We start from the raw sequence: 17,430 nt of genomic DNA on the forward strand, positions 1-17,430 counted from the left end.
TGGACAGGCTGAACGGCACCGCAAGGGTGCCGAAAATGCCAGAGACGCTTCAGACCCGCTTCCCCTTCGCCACGATCCTCGTGGAGGCGCTGACCGCTCTGGGGCTGACATCGGATGTCCAGAGCCGAATGCTGGTCACAGGCGACGAGAACCTACCGTCCTGCTTCCCGGTGACTGATCTGGCGGTGGCGGCAATCGGAGCCGCAGGGCTGGCTGTTTCCGAGCTGCTGAGCCTCAATGGCCGGTCGCCCCTGCGGGTCACAGTCGATCGACATCTGGCCTCGGCCTGGTTCCTGCGCTCGCTGCGGCCGCAAGGTTGGACGCTGCCCGATCCCTGGGACCCGATTGCCGGGGATTACCGGGCGGCTGATGGCTGGATCCGGCTCCATACCAATGCGCCGCGCCATCGCGCTGCGGCGCTGACCGTGCTCGGCTGCGAGGGCGAGCGTGACAGGGTTGCGGCGGCCGTTGCGAGGCATGCCGCTGACGAGCTGGAAGCCGCCATCCTGCGCGCTGGCGGCTGCGCCGCGGCCATGCGCTCGCTGACGGGCTGGCGGGATCATGAGCAGGGCCGGTCGGTCAGGGCCGAGCCTTTGGTGGCGCTGGAGCGGGTCGGCACTGCCGCCAGGCAGCCATGGCGCCCGGAACCGGACCGGCCGCTCGCCGGGGTCAAGGTGCTGGACCTGACGCGCGTGCTGGCAGGGCCGGTCGCGACGCGCTTTCTTGCCGGCCTGGGCGCCGATGTGCTGCGGATTGATCCGCCCGATTGGAACGAGCCCGCGGTGGTTCCCGACGTTACGCTCGGCAAGCGCTGCGCGCGGCTCGATCTTCATCGGGCCGGTGATCGGCGCCGCTTTGAAGGCCTGCTCGCTGAGGCGGACATACTGGTGCACGGCTATCGGCCGGGTGCGCTGGAGCGGCTCGGCTATGGCGAAGCGCAGCGCCGCAGGCTCAACGCCGGGCTGATCGATGTTTCGCTCTGCGCCTATGGCTGGACGGGGCCCTGGGCGGAGCGGCGCGGCTTCGACAGTCTCGTACAGATGTCCTCGGGCATTGCCGCGGCCGGGATGTGCTGGAAGCAGGCCGACCGGCCGGTGCCATTGCCGGTCCAGGCGCTCGACCATGCGACGGGCTATCTGATGGCGGCCGCGGCGGTTCGCGGCCTGATCGCCCGCGCAGGTGATGCGGCCGCCGTCACCGCCAGGCTTTCGCTCGCACGAACGGCCACGGCGTTGACGGACAGTGGCGGCGGCTTCTCGGAACCGGCTTTCACCGCGCTGAGCGACGAGGATTACGCAACGGATGTCGAGCACACAGCGTGGGGGCCGGCCTTGCGGCTGAGGTCTCCCATCCTGATCGGCGATATGCCTTTGCGCTGGGACCGCCCCGCATCGGAACTCGGCTCGGCGGATGCGATGTGGTGACGGCCGCCTGCTGGTTCCTCAAGCCGAGGTTTCAGGGTCCGGCGGGTCAGTCCCGGAAGACGACCGTGCGGGCACCGTTCAGCAGGATACGGTCCTCCAGCTGCCAGAGCAGGGCGCGGGAGAGGACGCGGCGTTCGATGTCGCGGCCCTGGCGAACGAGGTCGTCGGGGGTGTCATTGTGGCTGATGCGTTCGACGTCCTGCTCGATGATCGGGCCTTCGTCGAGGTCAGCCGTCACGAAATGGGCGGTGGCGCCGATCAGCTTCACTCCGCGGGCATGGGCCTGGTGGTAGGGGCGCGCGCCCTTGAAGCCCGGCAGGAAGGAGTGGTGAATGTTGATGCAGCGGCCGGCGAGCTTGGCGGCGAGGCCGTCTGAGAGAACCTGCATGTAGCGGGCGAGGATGACCAGCTCGGCGCCGGTCTCGCGGATCACGCGCCAGACCTCGGCTTCCTGCTCCAGCTTGGTCTGCTTGGTCACGGGCAGGTGGTGGAAGGGAACGCCGGTGAAGTCGAGGTGCTGATAGGTCTCGCGCGGGTGATTGGAGATGATGCCGACGAGATCCATCGGCAGCTCGCCCAGGCGCCAGCGGTAGAGAATATCGGCCAGGCAGTGGTCGAATTTCGAGACGAGGATGATGACCTTCCGGCGCTCTGAACGGTCGCGCAGCATCCACTCCATGGAGAAGCGCTCGGCCACCTGGGCGAGGCCGGCGCGCAGGGCGGAGACGTCCAGCGCGTCCTCCGGGTGGTTCAGGGTGATGCGGGCGAAGAACCGGCGGCTTTCGACGTCGTCGTATTGCTGCGCCTCGCGGATATTACCGCCATGCTCGAAGATGCAGGTGGCGACGGCGGCCACGATGCCCGGGCGGTTCGGGCAGGAGAGGGTCAGGACGTGCTCGGGCCGGGGGGTGGTGGCGTGGGGCATGGGGGACTCGCGGGCTGGCAGGCGCGCCGGAAGCCGACGCAGCGCCCTGCCTCTGCCACCACCGGCGCCGGCGGGCCAGCCCCTTGCAGGGGGTGAACCGGCCTGGAGGGCGGTTCAGGTCGCCGTTACATACTCGCGCAGCGCCTCGGCCTCCCCCACCGCCGCCTCGATCCGGGCCTTCACCAGATCGCCGATGGAAACGATCCCGAGGAGGGTCTGGCCGTCCAGCACCGGCAGGTGCCGCACCCGGCGGTCGGTCATCATCTCCAGCGCGCGGGTGATCGGGGTATCGGGCGTGACGGTGTGAAGGATCCGGGTCATGGCGTCCGAGGCGGTCAGCGTGTTGGTCGCGCCGTCCTTTTCCGAGAAGACACGGACGATGTCGCGCTCGGACAGGATGCCGGCAGGCGGTGCCTCCCCGTCCCGCACCAGCACGGCGCCGATGCGATGGTGCACCAGGGTGCGGGCCACATCCCCCAGCAGGTCGTCGGGCCGCACGCTGACCACCTGGTTGCCTTTGCTCCGCAGGATGGACGCGATCGTCATGGCCTACTCCACCAGCTTCTACCTGCGGTAATGGTGGCGCGTAGGGCGGGGCCTGTTACAAGCGGAAACCTGACGTCTCACCAGTCCTTGATCGGGGGTCAGGCGGGAACGGGCGCGGCCTGCTTCGCCTCGGCGCCGGAGAGCTGGGTGCGCACCAGATCCGCGAAGCGGCCACCCAGCGTTACCAACTCATCGAAGTTGCCGCGCTCCACGATCCGGCCCTGCTCGAAGACCAGGATCTCGTCCGCATCGCGGATGGTGGAGAGGCGGTGGGCGATGATGAAGGTGGTGCGGCCGGCCATGAGAGCCTTCAGCGCCTTCTGCACGCGGGCCTCGGTGGCGGCGTCGAGCGCGCTGGTCGCCTCATCCAGGATGAGGATGGGCGGGTCCTTCAGCAGGGCGCGCGCGATGGAGAGGCGCTGCTTCTGACCGCCGGAAAGGCTCGTGCCGCGTTCCCCTACCCGAGAGTCGTAACCATTGGGTTGGCGCGTGATGAAGTCATGCGCCTCGGCCATGCGGCAGGCATTCTCCAGTTCCTCCTGTGTCGCGTCGGGGCGGCCGATCAGGAGGTTCTCGCGGATGGTGCGGTTGAACAGCATGGCGTCCTGGAAGACCACGCCGACATTGCGGCGCAGGCTGTCCAGGGTGATGTCGCGCAGGTCGTGGCCGTCGATGGTGATGCGGCCCTCGATCGGATCCCAGAGGCGCTGGAGGAGGGACATGGCAGTGGACTTGCCAGCGCCGGTCTGGCCGACCAGGGCGACCGTCTTGCCCGGATGCGCCTCGAAGGAGACATCGTTCAGGATGCGGCCGCCGCCGGGATAGCCGAAGGCGACATGGTCGAAGACCACCTCTCCGCGGACCCGCGGCAGGGTGATGGCGTTGGGCTTCTCGGGAACCGAGCTGCGGGTATCCAGCACGGAGAAGACCTCGCGCAGCCCGGGCACCTGCATGAGGAGGCGCGAGACGAAGCCGACCGCGCCTTCGAGGCGCCCGATCAGCATGGTGGCGAAGCCCATGAAGGAGACGATCTCGCCGACCGAGGCCCGGCCATTCATGTGCAGCCAGGTGCCCAGGATGAAGATGGTGATGATGCTGATGGTGCTGGCCGAGCGGGTGAGGACCGACACCACTGCCCACCAGTTCAGCACGGGGAACTGGTGGTCCAGCACCTGCCGCATGATGTCGCCGAAGAGCTTGGCCTCCGCGCTCATGCGCGTGAAGGACTGCACCACGACCACGTTGGAGAGCGCGTCCTGCGCATTGCCGGCGAGCTGGGACTGGTAGTTCTCCACCTTTTCCTGCGCTTCCTGCGTGCGGCTGACGACGAAGGCGGCCACGACGCAGAAGACCACCACCAGCGCCAGCAGAACCAGGGCGAGCCGCCAGTTCATGAGGAATGTCAGGGGCAGCAGCACAATGGCTGTGATGAAGGTCACCAGATGTTCACGGAAGAAGTTCAGCCAGATGGCGAAGAGATGATCCGTGCCGACCAGCATGATCTTCATCAGCCGGCCCGAGGCCGTGTCCCCATGGAAGGAGAGCGGCATGGCCAGGACGTGCTGGAAGTAGCGGTGCATGACCGCCAGCCGGTTGCGATGGGCCATGCGGTCAGCGAGCAGGCTGACCGCGACATTGGCGGCAATGCCCGTGAGGCCGACGGCCGCCCAGACCACCAGGAGCGAGATGGCCTGTTTCCACACGATTTCCTCGGGCAGCCGATCGGCGCCGGAGAGGACATCGACCACGCGGCCGAAGAGTACGGGCTCCAGGAACTGTAGCCCGGCCAGGGCGAGCGCGGCGAGGGCCAGGCCGATCGCCACCCATTTATCGGGGGCAAGAAGCCCCAGAACGCGGGCATAGGTCTGGAGAAAGCCCATGCTGATTTCCGATCCCCTCACCACCACCCGGGCCCGCCGGCAAACCCGGCAGCACCCGCAACGCCCCAACCGGGCATCGGATGCAGCCCGGCACCGGATGAAGACGCGCGCTGCGCGCCCCTTGCAAGGGGGCATCGGGCGCGGCACCAATCTGCCGGCATCCGCGACTCGCAACACAGGCAGAAGACCCCGGCACGCGGAGCCATCGGAGGATATCCATGAGCCTTTCCCGCCGCGCGGTGCTGTCCGCACCCGTCCTTGCCATCCCTGCCCTGCATGCCCGGACCGCCGGCGCACAGGGAAACTGGCCGACGCGCCCCGTGCGTGTGGTCGTGCCCTTCACCCCCGCCGGGACGACGGATGTGGCCGCCCGCATCGTCAGCGAGCGGCTGCAGGGGCGGCTGGGCCAACCTTTCACGGTCGAGAACCGGCCGGGCGCCGGCGGCAATGTCGGTTCGGACTTCGTCGCGAAGGCGGAACCGGACGGCTACACCTTCCTGATGCAGACCGTCTCGAGCGGGGCGATCAACTATACGCTTTATGGCGACAGGATTCCGTACAAGCCCGATGACCTGGTGGAGGTGGGGCTTGTGACGAAGGTGCCGAATGTCATCTTCGTGACCCCTTCCCTGCCTGTCCGCACGCTGCGGGAGCTGGTGGCCTATGCGAAGGCCAACCCAAACAAGCTGAATTTCGGCTCCTCCGGCGCCGGCACCTCGCTTCATGTTACCGGCGAGTTGCTGAAGATGGAGGCAGGGGTCCAGATCACGCATGTGCCCTTCCGCGGGGCCGGGCCGATGATGGTCGATGTGATGGCGGGCCGGATCGAGATGGGGGTGGACAACCTGCCTTCCGCCATCGGGCATATCCGGGACGGGCGGCTGCGGGCGCTGGCCGTGACGACCACGACGCGCACGCCTGCATTGCCGGATGTGCCGACCACGGCCGAGGAGGGCTATCCGGGGGTCGAGGCCACGGGCTGGTTCGGGATCCAGGCCCCGTCGCGCACGCCCCGCCCCATCGTGGAGCGGCTGGGTGCCGAGATCGACGCCGTCATCAAGGAACCCGCAACCAAGGCCAAGCTAGCTGACCTGGGCGGGATGATGCCGGGCCTGACTCCGGATGGCGGCACATCGCCTGAGGCTTTCACACGTTTTGTCCGCGCCGAGATCGCCAAATGGGGCGACGTGGTTCGCAGATCCGGCGCAACTGTGGAGTAACTTGATGACATCTTCTTCGATCACCCGCCGCGGCGCTCTGTTGGCGCTGCCTGCGCTGGCCGCCCCCGCGGTGGTCCGGGCCCAGGGCGCCAATGGCGCGGCCAGCTATCCCAACCGGCCGATCCGCATCGTCGTGCCCTTCCCGGCCGGCGGCGCGACGGATCTGACCGCGCGGGTGGTGGCAGAGCGCATGGGTACGCTGCTGGGCCAACCCGTGGTGATCGACAACCGTCCGGGCGCCGGCGGCAATATCGGGACCGACATGGTCGCGAAGGCGGAACCGGACGGATACACGCTGCTGACCTTCACCATCGGTACGGCCAGCATCAACCAGTTCCTCTACACGCATCTGCCCTATGATCCGAACAAGGACCTGACCAGCGTCGCGCTGATCAACGAGGTGGCGAACGTGATCGCGGTAGGGCCTAACTCGCCCTATCGCACGTTGCAGGATCTGCTGGCGGCGGCAAAGGCGAAGCCTGGGGAGCTGACCCATGGCAGCCCGGGCAATGGCACTTCCGGCCATCTCTGCGCCGAATACCTGAAGACGAAGACCGGGGTGAACATGCTGCATGTTCCCTATCGCGGCACGTCACAGATCATTCCGGACCTGCTCGCCGGCCGGCTGGATGTGGCGATGGACAATCTTCCGGGCTACCTGCCGCATCTGAAGGAAGGCCGCTTGCGCGCCCTTGCCGTCACTTCCGGCAAGCGCTGGTTCTCCCTGCCGGACGTGCCGACGGTGCAGGAAGCCGGGGTGCCGGATTTCGAGGCGGTGGCGTGGTTCGGGTACCAGGCGCCCGCGCGCGTGCCCCGGCCCATCGTGGAGAAGCTGGCGAAGACCGTGACCGACATCTTGAAGGAGCCGGCCATCATGGACCGGCTGCGGGACATCGGCAGCGAACCCAGGCCGCTCGGGCCGGCCGAGCTGGACCGTTACATCGCGGCCGAGAACAACAAGTGGCGCGATGTGGTGAAGGCGTCCGGCGCGAAGCTGGACTGAGGCACCAGCGGGCGGCGGGGCCTTGCGCCGCCGCCCGGAGGCGCGGTCAGAACTCCGCCTCGACCTCCAACTCATGGATCGGCGGCTCGGGTTCGTCCTGGGCCGCCGCGATCCATTCGGCCATGGGCGCCCATTGCATGACCTGCTGCGCATAGCTTGCGCAGTCACTGTCCAGCTTCACGTCATAGGTCAGGAAGCGCGTCACCACCGGGGCATACATGGCGTCGCCCATGCAGGGGCGGTCCCCGAACAGCCAGGGGCCTTTCCATGTGCCCAGGCAGTCCCGCCAGATCTGCAGGACGCGCTGGATGTCGGCGCGCGGCCCGGACCAGACGCGGAAGCCCGGCCGCCGGGCGCGCAGATTCATCGGCAGGGATGCGCGCAGGGCGTGGAAGCCGGCATGCATTTCGCCGGCAATGGAGCGGCAGCGGGCGCGGGCGACGCGATCCGCGGGGTAGAGACCGGCCTCCGGGCGGATTTCCGCCAGATATTCGGCGATGGCCATGGTGTCCCAGATCCGCAGCCCGTCATGAATGAGGCAGGGAAGACGGATCGAGGAGGACTGGAGCAGCAGTTCCGCCCGGACCGCTGGATCGTTGAGGTTCACCGGCTCCACCACGAAGTCCAGGCCGGCCAGCCGGGCGAGCAGGAAGCCCCGGAGGGACCATGACGAATAATTGCGACTGCTGATGAGAAGCCGGGCCGGGTCCATGGCGTAACATTCCCTATGGGGGTGCCGGTTACTGGCAAGCGCCCCCAAGGGGGGAGTTTATGCCAGAACTGTTCCAGCGGGGGGCGGGGTGCTCCTTGGCCGGTGTTGGAGGGTCGCGCCCTCCTCTCCGATCACAAATGGTTGACCGGGGTGGTCCGAGCGGTCACGATCCAGGACCTGATCAAAACCAGCACCCATCGGGGCCGTTCCCATCCCATGCGCCCGACCAGATTACACACAGCATGATCTATCAGCTTTTGCAGGCGCAGCAGGACGTCCAATTTCCATTCAGGGCCTTTGCCGAAACCGCAGGGCGCATTCTCCGCCAGTGGGAGCCGATCACCGCCGCGATGCCGCTGGCCGCGCCCTATATCCGGCGGGCGAGTGCCGTCTGCGAGTTGATCGCGCATTCCCGCACCACCCATAGCCGCCCTGATTACGGCTTCGGCACCATCCGCGTGGGCAACCGCGACGTGGAGGTGACGGAAGAGGTGGTGCATGAGACACCCTTCGGCACGCTGTTGCGCTTCGCCAAGGACACGCCGATGCACCAGCCGCGCGTGCTGGTGGTGGCGCCGATGTCCGGGCACTTCTCCACGCTGCTGCGCGGCACGGTGGAGGTGCTGCTGCAGGATCATGACGTCTACATCACGGACTGGGTGAATGCGCGGGACGTTCCGCTTTCCGCGGGCGAGTTCGGCTTTGACGATTTCACGGACCACATCATCCGCTTCCTGGAGGTGATGGGACCAGGAAGCCATGTGCTGGCGGTGTGCCAGCCGGCGCCGGCGACGCTGGCCGCGGTGGCGCTGATGGCGGAGGACCGGAACCGGGCCACGCCCGCCAGCATGACCTTGATGGCGGGCCCGATCGATACGCGGATCAACCCGACCCAGGTGAACGAGCTGGCGCAGTCCAAGCCGATCGACTGGTTCGAGCGGAACCTGATCGGCATGGTCCCGGCACGCTATGCCGGTGCAGGCCGGCGGGTCTATCCAGGAGCCGTCCAGCTTCAGGCTTTCATGGCCATGAATCTCGGCCGCCACATCAAGGCCCATCAGGCGCAATACGACAATCTGGTGGCCGGCAACACCGAGGCCGCAACCGCCCATCGCAGGTTCTACGACGAGTATTTCGCGGTGATGGATCTGCCGGCGGATTACTACCTTCAGACCGTGCAGCGGATCTTCCAGGACCATGACCTGCCGCTGGGGCAACTGACCTATCGCGGCCGCCCCGTGCGGCCGGAGGCGATCCGCCGCACCGCCCTGCTGACGGTGGAGGGCGAGCGGGACGATATCTGCGCCATCGGGCAGACCATGGCGGCGCTGGATCTGTGCCCGAACATCCCGCTCGCCAACCGGCAGCATCATTTGCAAACCGGCGTCGGGCATTACGGCGTGTTCAGCGGGCGCCGCTGGGCGACCGAGGTCTATCCGAAGGTGCGCGCCATGATTGAGGCGAACAGCTAACCGCGCTTCCCCGGCCGCAATACTGGTTTTCGAACGCCGCGCCTCCTGGCGCGGCGTTCGGTCTTTTCACTGGTCGATGGGCGAGCCGTCGCGATGGCGGCGCATGGAGACGCGCCGCGTCGTCGGCTTGGTCTGTGCGACCACATCTTCCAGCACGGCGAGGCCGAGGCCCGGGCGGGTTGGAATCTTCACGAAGCCATTTTCCGCCTTTGGCGGCGCGTCCACGAATTCCGAGCCGAGGAGCACGCCGTCGGAGCGCAGCTCCAGGTTTTTGAAGCCCGTGGGATACTCCTGGATCGCGAAATTTGGCACCGCGGCCGCGACCTGGAGACAGGCGGCGAGGCCGACCGGCGAGAGTGGGTTATGCGGCGCGATCGGGATGTCGAAGGCCTCGGCGATCGCGGCAGCCTTCTTCGCGCCGGTGATGCCGCCGACGACGCAGGTGGAGATGCGCGCGAAGCCGATTGGGCCGCGCGAGAACTGGGCCTTGAACTCCGTGGGGCCGGTGAAGCGCTCACCGGTCGCGATGGGAAGCGGGATGCGGCTGGCCAGGGCGCCCATCTCGTCGTGGAATTCGGGGCGGATCGGGTCCTCGAGCCACATGGGCTCATAGGGCTCCACCAGTCGCGCGAGGCGGTCGGCCTCGGACGGATTCAGGCGGCGGTGCAGTTCCAGAAGCAGGTCCATGCCCTCGCCCGCTGCTTCCCGGAAACGGCGCACATTCTCGGCCGCATCACCGAGCTTGCGGAGCTGCGGCTTGAAGAAGCGGTCTTCTTCGGACTCATCGAGGAAGGGGTTGATGTGGCCAACGGCGGTGAAGCCCTGCGCACGAAGGCCGCGCAGTTCCTCCAGCACCTCCTCGATGGTCGGGGCGTAAACATGGCCGTAGAGGCGCGCCTCGTCCCGTACCGCGCCGCCGAGCAGAATGTGGACCGGAACGCCCAGGGCCTGGCCGGCGATGTCCCACAAGGCAATATCGATGGCCGAAACCGCGCCATTCACCGCGTGACCACGGAAATGGGCGAAGCGCTGCATGATATTCCAATGCAGCTCGATCCGGCGGGGGTCCTGCCCTACCAGATAGTCGGCGAATTTCTCGACGGCAGTGGCCGAGGCTTCCAGATGGCCCCAGGCGCCGCTCTCGCCCCAGCCGACCAGGCCGTTGCTCGTCTCCACGCGCGCGTAGAGGAATTGTCCCGCCCGGACCGGGCGGACGCTGGCGATCTTCATGCTGTTGCTGTCCTTATTCCGGCTTGATGCCGGCGCGCTGGATCAAGGCCGTCCAACGCTGGTTCTCTTCCTTGATGCGCTGGCTGAAGGCGTCCGGCCCGGTGGCGGAGGGATCGGCGCCGGCGCCTGTCAGCCTTTCCCGGATCTCGGGCTTGGAAGCCATCGCAACAACCTCGCGGTGCAGCGCGTCGAGGATCGGCCGCGGCGTGCCGCGCGGTGCGGCGAGGCCGAACCACAGCGAGAAGATGAAGTCGGGCAGGCCCGCTTCCGCTGCCGTCGGCACATTGGGAAGCTGCGGGATGCGCTGCTTGCCGGAGACGACGAGCGCGCGCATGGAACCATTGGCCGCGTGCGGCGCGATGGTGGGGCCGGCGGAGCTGAGCGCGTCGATATTGCCCGCAACGAGGTCCGTGACCGCGGCACCCGAGCCGCGATAGGGGACATGGGTGATCTCGGTGCCGGTCAGGCTCTTGAAGAACTCCATCGCGAGATGCGGGCCGGAGCCCGTGCCGCCGGAGCCGTAATTCATCTCACCTGGGCGGCGCTTGGCCAGGGCGATGAACTCCGGAAGGGTGCGTGCTTCGACCTTGTTGGCAACGGCGAGCACGACCGGGGTTTCCGCGATCATGGTGGCGGGCACCAGATCCTGGATGGGATCGATCGGCAGCTTCGCGATGAGGGCCGAGACGACCGTCTGGGCGATGTCGTTGGCCAGCAGCGTGTGCCCGTCGGGCGCTGAGCGGGCCACGGCCGCCATGGCGATCGTGCCGGAAGCGCCGGCGCGGTTCTCCACAACGAAAGGCTGCCCAAAGGCGGCTTTCAGGTGGTCCGCTGCGATGCGCGCCACGATGTCCGTCGTGCCGCCGGGCCCATAGGGGACAAGGATGGTGACTGGTTTATTCGGCCAGCCCGCTACCCCCTGCGCGCGGGCCAGGTGCGGCGCGGCGAGCGCGCCCCCCGCGGCGCCCAGCAGGGCGCGCCTCCTCCAGTTCGGCATTCGGTTCCTCCATTTGGTTTTGATTCTTCACCACGCCGGCGCGGCCGGTCGTGGCCGAGACGCGCACGTCGATATCCAGATGCCGCCGCATACGGCGGCGGGCTTCCGCGGGATCGCCGGCCAGCAGCGCCTCGCGGATGGCGAGATGCTGGGCGTGGCGCTCCTCATGCGGACGCGGGATGACACCGCAGGCCTCCCATGCCTCCGCGAAAAGGCGCTGCGCGTGGCGCTGCAATTCGATCAGGTAGGGATCGCCGACCGCCGCCGAGAGGCGCTGCTCGAAGGTGAAGTCCAGGCGGTGGCGGTGGCGCTCGGTTTCGCTTCCGCGCTCGGCCTCGTCCAGTGCGCGGAGGGCGGCGGAAAGGGCCTCCGGGTCGAGGGACGCGGCGCGTCCGGCGACCTCGACCTCCACCAGGGCGCGGGCCTCGGAGGCCTGTCGGAGCATCCGGAGACGCTCCGCCGAGCCGAGCTGGGTGAGGCTGGTCAGGGCGGGATGCTGGGGCGAGGCGACATAGGCGCCGGAGCCGTGGCGCATCTGCAGGATGCCCAGCGCGCCGAGTTCGCGCATGGCCTCCCGCAGGGCCGGGCGGCTGACGCCAAGGGCCTCGGCCAGTTCCCGTTCGGATGGAAGGCGCTCGCCGGGCGAGAGGCGCTGCTCGGCGATATAGGCCTGAAGGCTCCGGCGGATTTCCGTCGAGAGGGATGGGCGGACGACCGGCCGGATGTCGGAACTGCTCATGTGGTCATACCACTAGACGTCTTTTCGGCGGGCGGTCAATGGCTGGGCCGTTGGACGCGGCCGGAATGGAGCGGACAGATTTCCGGGTTGTTGGGCATGCCAACCGCCGCCAGGGCGGGCTTCTGGCCTGGCGGCGGCGCTGCTGCGAAATGGCTCTACGGTCGAGGCCTGGTGATGCCGTCAGATATCCAGGCTGAAGACGTAATCCGCGCCCGGATCGCGGCCGGTATTGGTGTAATGAGGGCCGTTCGCGAGGTCCGGATCGTCGACCGGCTCGTTCCGCCGTACGGAGGCGGCGAAGTAGTAGGTGCCGGCGGCTTCAGCCGTGAAGGTGATCTCGCCGTCGTCCCAGACGCTCTCTGTTTCCAGGAGTTCCCCGGCAGGGCCCCAGAGGGTGATGCGCGGCTCGGGATATTCGTAATCGGTGGACACGCGACCGGTGACGGTCTGGCCAGACTGGAGCACGATGCTCCAGATATCGACATCGTCCCGGTATTCGAACTGCGTCGTCGTGCTGAAATGGCCGTCCTCGAAATCCTCCGGAGTGAGGGCATTGGCGCCGGCGAAGCGGCTGTCCGCGTCGTCGTTCCGCAGCACCAGCTGGCCATCGTTGAAGCTCAGGCGCTCGACATTCACCAGGCGATCGGTGCCGTCCATCCCGCCATTGCTTCGCAGATCCTCGACCGTGGTGACGCCCTCGGCATTCGTCGTGATGCGGTAATCGGCGCGGCTGCCATGGAAATAGGCGTAGTCCACGCCTTCCCCGCCATCGAGCATATCCTTGCCCGCATTGCCCTCCAGGTAGTCGGAATCCTCGCCGCCATAGAGGCGGTCATTCCCCTCCCCGCCGAACATGATGTCCCGGCCATCATTGCCGTAAAGCTTGTCATGCCCCTCGCCGCCCTCGAGCCAGTCATTGCCGGCGCCGGCATCCATCAGGTCCTTTCCGGTGCCGCCATAGAGTGAGTCGCCCACGCTGCTGCCGTAGAGCTTGTCGTTGCCGTCCTCGCCATAGAGGTCCTGGCCGGCGGTGCCAGCGTGGATGATGTCGTTTCCCGTGCCGCCGAACAGTTCGGCATAGCCGGTTCCGCCGTAGAGGGTGTCCTTGCCCTCATCGCCGTAGAGGATGTCCCAGTGATCGGTCAGCGGAGGCTGCACGCCGATATCGGCGTAGAGGCGGTCGTCCCCGGCCCCGCCATGGAGAATGTCGCCACCGGCACCGCCATGGACGATGTCCTTGCCGTCCAGGGCATATACCTCGTCATTCTCGTCGCCATAGGTCAGGCGATCATTCCCGTTGGTGGGCGTCGGCATCTGGTCATCTCCCCGGCCCGGGGATCATGCGCCGGGCACCCTGCCGGATCGTCCCCGTTGGCCTTCAGCAACAAAGCGGCAGGGCATCGGTTGTGCAATTCAACACTTCGCGCTGCGGTTGTCCTGGCTTGACGAAATTACCCGCTCAGGATGCTCCTTGAGGGACTGTGCAGCCGCGGATGAGCCGGCGCGGCCGTCACACGCATTCTTCCAGTCGTCCCTTGGTGATGGAGAGTGCGCCGCCCGGGGTGCAGTCGATGAGGTCGATGTTGCGCCGGGCGAGTTCCTCGGCCGCGAGGCGGTAGACGAAGGGGCCGCGGCCCTGGGGTGTCCAGGTGGCGGTGAGCTCGCTTTCCCTGGTTTCGGCCGAGGTGTGGCGGGCCATGTCGTAGAAGTACTTCGTCTCCGTGCCGGGCTGGTTGTAGTTGCTGTCGCAGCCGACCAGCAGGATGCGCTGGAAGCCCATGGCGAGGGCGGCGGGCACGCCGAGGGAGAGGACGCCGGTGCGGGCGTCATCGAGGAAGCCGTCGAGGTCGGGGTTGTAGCGGCCGGCGCGGTCGACGAAGCGCTTGAAGGGCTTTTCGAACAGGCCGTAGTTGATTTCGAACTCCCGGTGCAGGCCGAGGCTTTCCAGGGATTCGCGGAAGTAGAAGGCGGTCCAGAGCACGGGGCGGTGGCGATGGGCGCGCAGCTGCTCGAGATAGCCTGGCGGAAAGCGCGGGTCGGGGGTGGACCAGCCGCCGAAGAACATGTGCGAGCCGAGGACGAGGTGCTCGGGGCGGATCTCGTCGAAGCGCTCGTGCAGGATGAACCAGTTGAAGGCGAACTTCTCGAGCCCTGCCGCGGGTGTCAGGTCGGTGTGGGCGAACGAGGGGCCGTTGCCGATCATGAGGCAGGTGGGGCGGCCCTGCGCCAGGCTGTCCTCGCGCACCGGGCGGCCGCGGCGATGGGCGCGGGCATGGGTGCGGTAGGCCGAGAGGCGCTGGGCATAGGCGAGGCGGCGATAGCTGTCGGTCCAGGGCCTGGGATACTCGACGGCGCGGCGGGTGGAGGGCTGGACGGCGCCGGAGGGGAGGTAGTTGCGGTCGTTCCAGGGCTTGTTGCCGGTGAAGTGCAGGACGGAGAGGCCCTCGGTCCGGCCCTCGAGGACCTGGGCGAGGTATTTGACGCTGCAGTTGAGGTTCACGGGCAGGTAGAGCCGGGGTTTGTCGCGCAGGTAGATGTTCCAGATCTTCTGGTCGGCGAAGCGGTCGAGCATGGGGCAGAGCGGCTCGGCGGCGTGGCGCAGCACCAGATCCTGGAAGGCGGCCAGGGCCTCGGGGCCGGTCTGGTGGCCGGGGATGCCGATCAGCCCGCTGTTGAACACCCAGTCACCCGTGAAGGGCGAGCGCGAGACATATTCGCGGTCGCCCACATCGTAGCAGATGGTGAAGTCCTCGCCCTGCCAGAAGGCGGAGATGTCGTCGAGGATGAGGAGGTCGGCATCGAGCAGGACGACGCGGCGGAAGCCGGTGAGCGCGAGGCCCTGCATGTTCATGTAGCCGAGGCGGCCGATGCGCTTGTGGTTGTCCGACGCGGTCGGGACCTTGTCGAACCAGGCCATGTCGGGGGTGAGGAAGACCAGGCGCGGGTAGAGGGCGCGGAGGCGGGCCTGGAGGAAGGGGGTGAGCGTGCCGTCATGGCAGATGTGGAAGGGGCTGCGCAGCTCCGGGTAGGTGGCGAGCAGCGAGAGGAGCAGCGCCTCCAGCCCCGGCATGAAGCGGGCATTCGCGACGGTGAGGAAGGCGACGTCCTCGCCAGGGCAGCGCCGCTCCACCAAGCCGCGATGGAGCGGCGGCACCATCCGGTCATGGATGAGGCTTATCTTGCGGACGGAGAGCGGCAGGCCGGCCTCGTGCTGCGCGCGGATCACCTCAATCCGCTGCGCGCGCTGGACCTCCTCCTCATAGACATCGATCTCGGTAAGGGCGCCGCCCGCGAGCGGCAGGCCGTCCACGGCATCTTCGGCCAGGCTGGCGAGTTGGGCGCGTAGCGCATCGCGCTCGGCACGGGCTTTGTCACGCTGCGCGCGGGCGGTGTCGCGCTGCGCGCGGGCCTCGTCCCGCTGGCGGCGGAAGCGCTCCTCCACGGGCTCCTTGGACGGCGCAGGGGTGGAAGGCGGCGACTGGTCGGAGGGAGCGGTCATCGGGTTCCTGCAGCGAGGCCGGCGCTGTCCAGCGTGTTCGGAACTTCCGTGCGGCCGCCAGTAATCGCCGCCATCCTGCACCCTTCCCTCATCTCTCCTGCGGAGGGTTCAGCATCGGGTTCCGGCTGGTGATCCGCAAGGCATGCGCGGCGGTTCTCAGCGCCGCCATTCCAGCGGCACATGCCGGAAAGGAAGCGCGGCGAGGTCGAGCGAGGCCGGGCCGGGACAGTCGCATTCCAGGATGAGGGAGCAGCGCTCGGCGAAGGCGGCGCGGAAATGGTTCTTGCCCTTGTTCGCCATCAGGCGGGTGGCGGCGAGGTCGATGCCATGGAGAGCGAAGAAGGCGGGGTCCACGGCGGCTTCCTTCCGCGTCGTGACGACGATCCGGAGATCACCGGCGCGCAGCACGGCGGTGGGGCCGAGATCGACGGGGGAGCCGCGCTCCATCGGGCCTTCATTGACGAAGCGGCCTTCGGTCAGGCGCTCCACCACGCCACGGAACGGAACGGGTGGGCCGAAGGCGTCGGTGACCTGAGCGGCCAGGGGGCGGGTGATCCGCCCCCCCTCCCCGGCCGCGATGGCGGCCTGGACGGCGGCGGGATCGTGCAGGAAGGCGAAGACGGCGGGAACCGGGGGCGGGTTCTCCAGCAGGACACGCAGCATGGCCGGCGTATCCGCGATGCCGCCGGAGAAGGGATTGTCAGCCGGATCCAGCAGCGCAACGAGACCCGGCGGGCCCTGGAGGATGCGCGACAGCGCTTCCTCGGGGCCCGGCAGGGAGACGGCGAAGCGGTCACGGCGGGCTTCGATGGCTTCCGCGATATGGGCGGCGGCGGCGCGGGCGGCACCGGGGTCGGCTGCCCAGGCCATGCCGGTGGGGCCTGCGTGGGGACTGTCGCCCCAGGAGAAGCCGCCGAAGGGAAAGGCCTCACAGACCGGGCCTTCCTCCAGCTCAGCGGCCAGGGCCCAGACCTCGGCCATGGGACCGCCGGCGGAACGCATGTTCAGGGATTGCAGGACGAAGGGGCGCTTCTCCACCGCGCCATGCAGGGCGGGGGCGCCGCCGATGCGGCGTTCGAGGATGGCCAGCGCGCGGGCGGCGGCCACGTCCATGTCGACATGGGGATAGGTGCGGTAGGCGCTGGCGCCGTCGAGGAGCGTGGCGGCTTCCTCCGCCATGTTGGCATGGAAGTCGAAGGAGGCGGTGACGGGGGTGTCGCGGCCGACTGCGGCGCGGACGGCGCGGAGGATGGTCAGATCGGCCTGAGGATCGGATTCCGTGACGCAGGCGCCGTGCAGGGACAGATAGACGCCGTCGAAGCGGGTGGCGCGGAGGGCGGGAATGACCTCACCGAGCCAGGTGGAGAGGACTTCATCGGCCATCGGGCCGCCGGGCTGCGCGCTAGCGCAGCGCAGGATCGCGGCGGACCAGTCCGGGCGGGCGGCGAGGAAGGTGGCAACGGCACCGAGCTCGACGGCAGTGCCGGCGTAGCGGGAGAGCGCTTCGGGGCCACTTGTCCATTCGCGACCGGCGAAGGCACCCATCCCGGTCGGGGCGGGGGTGAAGGAGTTGCCCTCGAACCAGAGGCGAGCGACGGCGATTCTTGGCATGGAACGATCAGAGCGCGCAGCGCGGAGGGCTGCCAGAGGGAGAGCCGGCCATAGACGAAAGTTGTGGTTTCGATCAATGGAGAGGTGGAACGATCACACGCTCTCCGTGAAATGCTCCAGGTTCCCCCCCTCTGAGGGTTAGTGTAGGCAGCAGGGTTGCGGATGCTCTTCA

At 67.9% G+C, this 17,430-nt stretch carries 14 protein-coding genes; 4 read left to right on the top strand and 10 right to left on the bottom strand.

The features are described 5' to 3' along the window. Window positions 1-35 precede the first annotated feature (35 nt). Window positions 36-1,424, top strand: coding sequence for a CoA transferase (locus ACO1BU_RS01265; protein WP_424134077.1), 1,389 nt, complete (start codon window positions 36-38; stop codon window positions 1,422-1,424). Between the two features lie 46 nt (window positions 1,425-1,470). On the opposite strand, the gene purU is transcribed toward ACO1BU_RS01265, so the two are convergent. From purU to ACO1BU_RS01280, 3 genes are all read right to left on the bottom strand, one after another. Further along, entirely contained in the window at window positions 1,471-2,349 is an 879-nt protein-coding gene (gene purU / locus ACO1BU_RS01270) for a formyltetrahydrofolate deformylase (RefSeq protein WP_424134078.1), read from the bottom strand. A 114-nt stretch (window positions 2,350-2,463) separates the two neighbouring features. Next, entirely contained in the window at window positions 2,464-2,895 is a 432-nt protein-coding gene (locus ACO1BU_RS01275; RefSeq protein ID WP_424134079.1) for a CBS domain-containing protein, read from the bottom strand. 98 nt (window positions 2,896-2,993) lie between these two features. Then, window positions 2,994-4,775: a glucan ABC transporter ATP-binding protein/ permease gene (locus ACO1BU_RS01280; protein WP_424134080.1), complete on the bottom strand. Its 1,782-nt coding sequence runs from the start codon at window positions 4,773-4,775 to the stop codon at window positions 2,994-2,996. Between the two features lie 218 nt (window positions 4,776-4,993). Between ACO1BU_RS01280 and ACO1BU_RS01285 the strand changes: the two genes are divergently transcribed. Beyond that, the gene (locus tag ACO1BU_RS01285; RefSeq protein ID WP_424134081.1) at window positions 4,994-5,995 is read left to right on the top strand and encodes a Bug family tripartite tricarboxylate transporter substrate binding protein; all 1,002 of its coding nucleotides are present in this window, start codon (window positions 4,994-4,996) and stop codon (window positions 5,993-5,995) included. Window positions 5,996-5,999: 4 nt separating this feature from the next. Further along, entirely contained in the window at window positions 6,000-6,998 is a 999-nt protein-coding gene (locus ACO1BU_RS01290; RefSeq protein WP_424134082.1) for a Bug family tripartite tricarboxylate transporter substrate binding protein, read from the top strand. 46 nt (window positions 6,999-7,044) lie between these two features. Here the strand turns inward: ACO1BU_RS01290 and ACO1BU_RS01295 are convergent, their stop codons facing one another. Continuing rightward, on the bottom strand, window positions 7,045-7,710 hold the full coding sequence (locus ACO1BU_RS01295) for a glutathione S-transferase (protein ID WP_424134083.1): 666 nt from the start codon (window positions 7,708-7,710) through the stop codon (window positions 7,045-7,047). Window positions 7,711-7,952: 242 nt separating this feature from the next. On the opposite strand from ACO1BU_RS01295, the gene ACO1BU_RS01300 reads away from it, so the two are divergent. Then, complete coding sequence (locus ACO1BU_RS01300) at window positions 7,953-9,182, top strand: polyhydroxyalkanoate depolymerase (protein ID WP_424134084.1); 1,230 nt, start codon at window positions 7,953-7,955, stop codon at window positions 9,180-9,182. Between the two features lie 66 nt (window positions 9,183-9,248). On the opposite strand, the gene ACO1BU_RS01305 is transcribed toward ACO1BU_RS01300, so the two are convergent. The 6 genes from ACO1BU_RS01305 to ACO1BU_RS01330 all read right to left on the bottom strand — a co-directional run bounded on the left by ACO1BU_RS01305 (window position 9,249) and on the right by ACO1BU_RS01330 (window position 17,258). Then, complete coding sequence (locus ACO1BU_RS01305; protein ID WP_424134085.1) at window positions 9,249-10,412, bottom strand: mandelate racemase/muconate lactonizing enzyme family protein; 1,164 nt, start codon at window positions 10,410-10,412, stop codon at window positions 9,249-9,251. Window positions 10,413-10,425: 13 nt separating this feature from the next. Further along, window positions 10,426-11,409 carry a Bug family tripartite tricarboxylate transporter substrate binding protein gene (locus tag ACO1BU_RS01310; RefSeq protein WP_424134086.1) on the bottom strand — a complete coding sequence of 328 codons (984 nt, stop codon included), beginning with the start codon at window positions 11,407-11,409 and terminating at the stop codon, window positions 10,426-10,428. Beyond that, window positions 11,309-12,148, bottom strand: a complete 840-nt coding sequence (locus ACO1BU_RS01315) for a FadR/GntR family transcriptional regulator (RefSeq protein ID WP_424134087.1) — start codon at window positions 12,146-12,148, stop codon at window positions 11,309-11,311. Before ACO1BU_RS01315 ends, ACO1BU_RS01310 begins: the two co-directional genes overlap by 101 nt. A gap of 180 nt (window positions 12,149-12,328) precedes the next feature. Then, window positions 12,329-13,462, bottom strand: coding sequence for a calcium-binding protein (locus ACO1BU_RS01320; protein WP_424134088.1), 1,134 nt, complete (start codon window positions 13,460-13,462; stop codon window positions 12,329-12,331). 196 nt (window positions 13,463-13,658) lie between these two features. Further along, window positions 13,659-15,647: a hypothetical protein gene (locus tag ACO1BU_RS01325; protein WP_424134089.1), complete on the bottom strand. Its 1,989-nt coding sequence runs from the start codon at window positions 15,645-15,647 to the stop codon at window positions 13,659-13,661. Between the two features lie 156 nt (window positions 15,648-15,803). Next, entirely contained in the window at window positions 15,804-17,258 is a 1,455-nt protein-coding gene (locus ACO1BU_RS01330) for a M81 family metallopeptidase (RefSeq protein WP_424134090.1), read from the bottom strand. Window positions 17,259-17,430: the final 172 nt, after the last annotated feature.

Source organism: Roseomonas chloroacetimidivorans (assembly GCF_049629625.1).
Taxonomy (GTDB): domain Bacteria; phylum Pseudomonadota; class Alphaproteobacteria; order Acetobacterales; family Acetobacteraceae; genus Roseomonas; species Roseomonas chloroacetimidivorans.

Bases quoted from the DNA above. Each gene is read 5' to 3' on its own strand.
- ACO1BU_RS01265 (WP_424134077.1), top strand. From the start codon at position 36: ATGCCAGAGACGCTTCAGACCCGCTTCCCCTTCGCCACGATCCTCGTG.
- ACO1BU_RS01330 (WP_424134090.1), bottom strand. From the start codon at position 17,258: ATGCCAAGAATCGCCGTCGCTCGCCTCTGGTTCGAGGGCAACTCCTTC.
- ACO1BU_RS01320 (WP_424134088.1), bottom strand. From the start codon at position 13,462: ATGCCGACGCCCACCAACGGGAATGATCGCCTGACCTATGGCGACGAG.
- ACO1BU_RS01295 (WP_424134083.1), bottom strand. From the start codon at position 7,710: ATGGACCCGGCCCGGCTTCTCATCAGCAGTCGCAATTATTCGTCATGG.
- purU (WP_424134078.1), bottom strand. From the start codon at position 2,349: ATGCCCCACGCCACCACCCCCCGGCCCGAGCACGTCCTGACCCTCTCC.
- ACO1BU_RS01305 (WP_424134085.1), bottom strand. From the start codon at position 10,412: ATGAAGATCGCCAGCGTCCGCCCGGTCCGGGCGGGACAATTCCTCTAC.
- ACO1BU_RS01310 (WP_424134086.1), bottom strand. From the start codon at position 11,409: ATGCCGAACTGGAGGAGGCGCGCCCTGCTGGGCGCCGCGGGGGGCGCG.
- ACO1BU_RS01315 (WP_424134087.1), bottom strand. From the start codon at position 12,148: ATGAGCAGTTCCGACATCCGGCCGGTCGTCCGCCCATCCCTCTCGACG.
- ACO1BU_RS01275 (WP_424134079.1), bottom strand. From the start codon at position 2,895: ATGACGATCGCGTCCATCCTGCGGAGCAAAGGCAACCAGGTGGTCAGC.
- ACO1BU_RS01285 (WP_424134081.1), top strand. From the start codon at position 4,994: ATGAGCCTTTCCCGCCGCGCGGTGCTGTCCGCACCCGTCCTTGCCATC.
- ACO1BU_RS01300 (WP_424134084.1), top strand. From the start codon at position 7,953: ATGATCTATCAGCTTTTGCAGGCGCAGCAGGACGTCCAATTTCCATTC.
- ACO1BU_RS01290 (WP_424134082.1), top strand. From the start codon at position 6,000: ATGACATCTTCTTCGATCACCCGCCGCGGCGCTCTGTTGGCGCTGCCT.
- ACO1BU_RS01325 (WP_424134089.1), bottom strand. From the start codon at position 15,647: ATGACCGCTCCCTCCGACCAGTCGCCGCCTTCCACCCCTGCGCCGTCC.
- ACO1BU_RS01280 (WP_424134080.1), bottom strand. From the start codon at position 4,775: ATGGGCTTTCTCCAGACCTATGCCCGCGTTCTGGGGCTTCTTGCCCCC.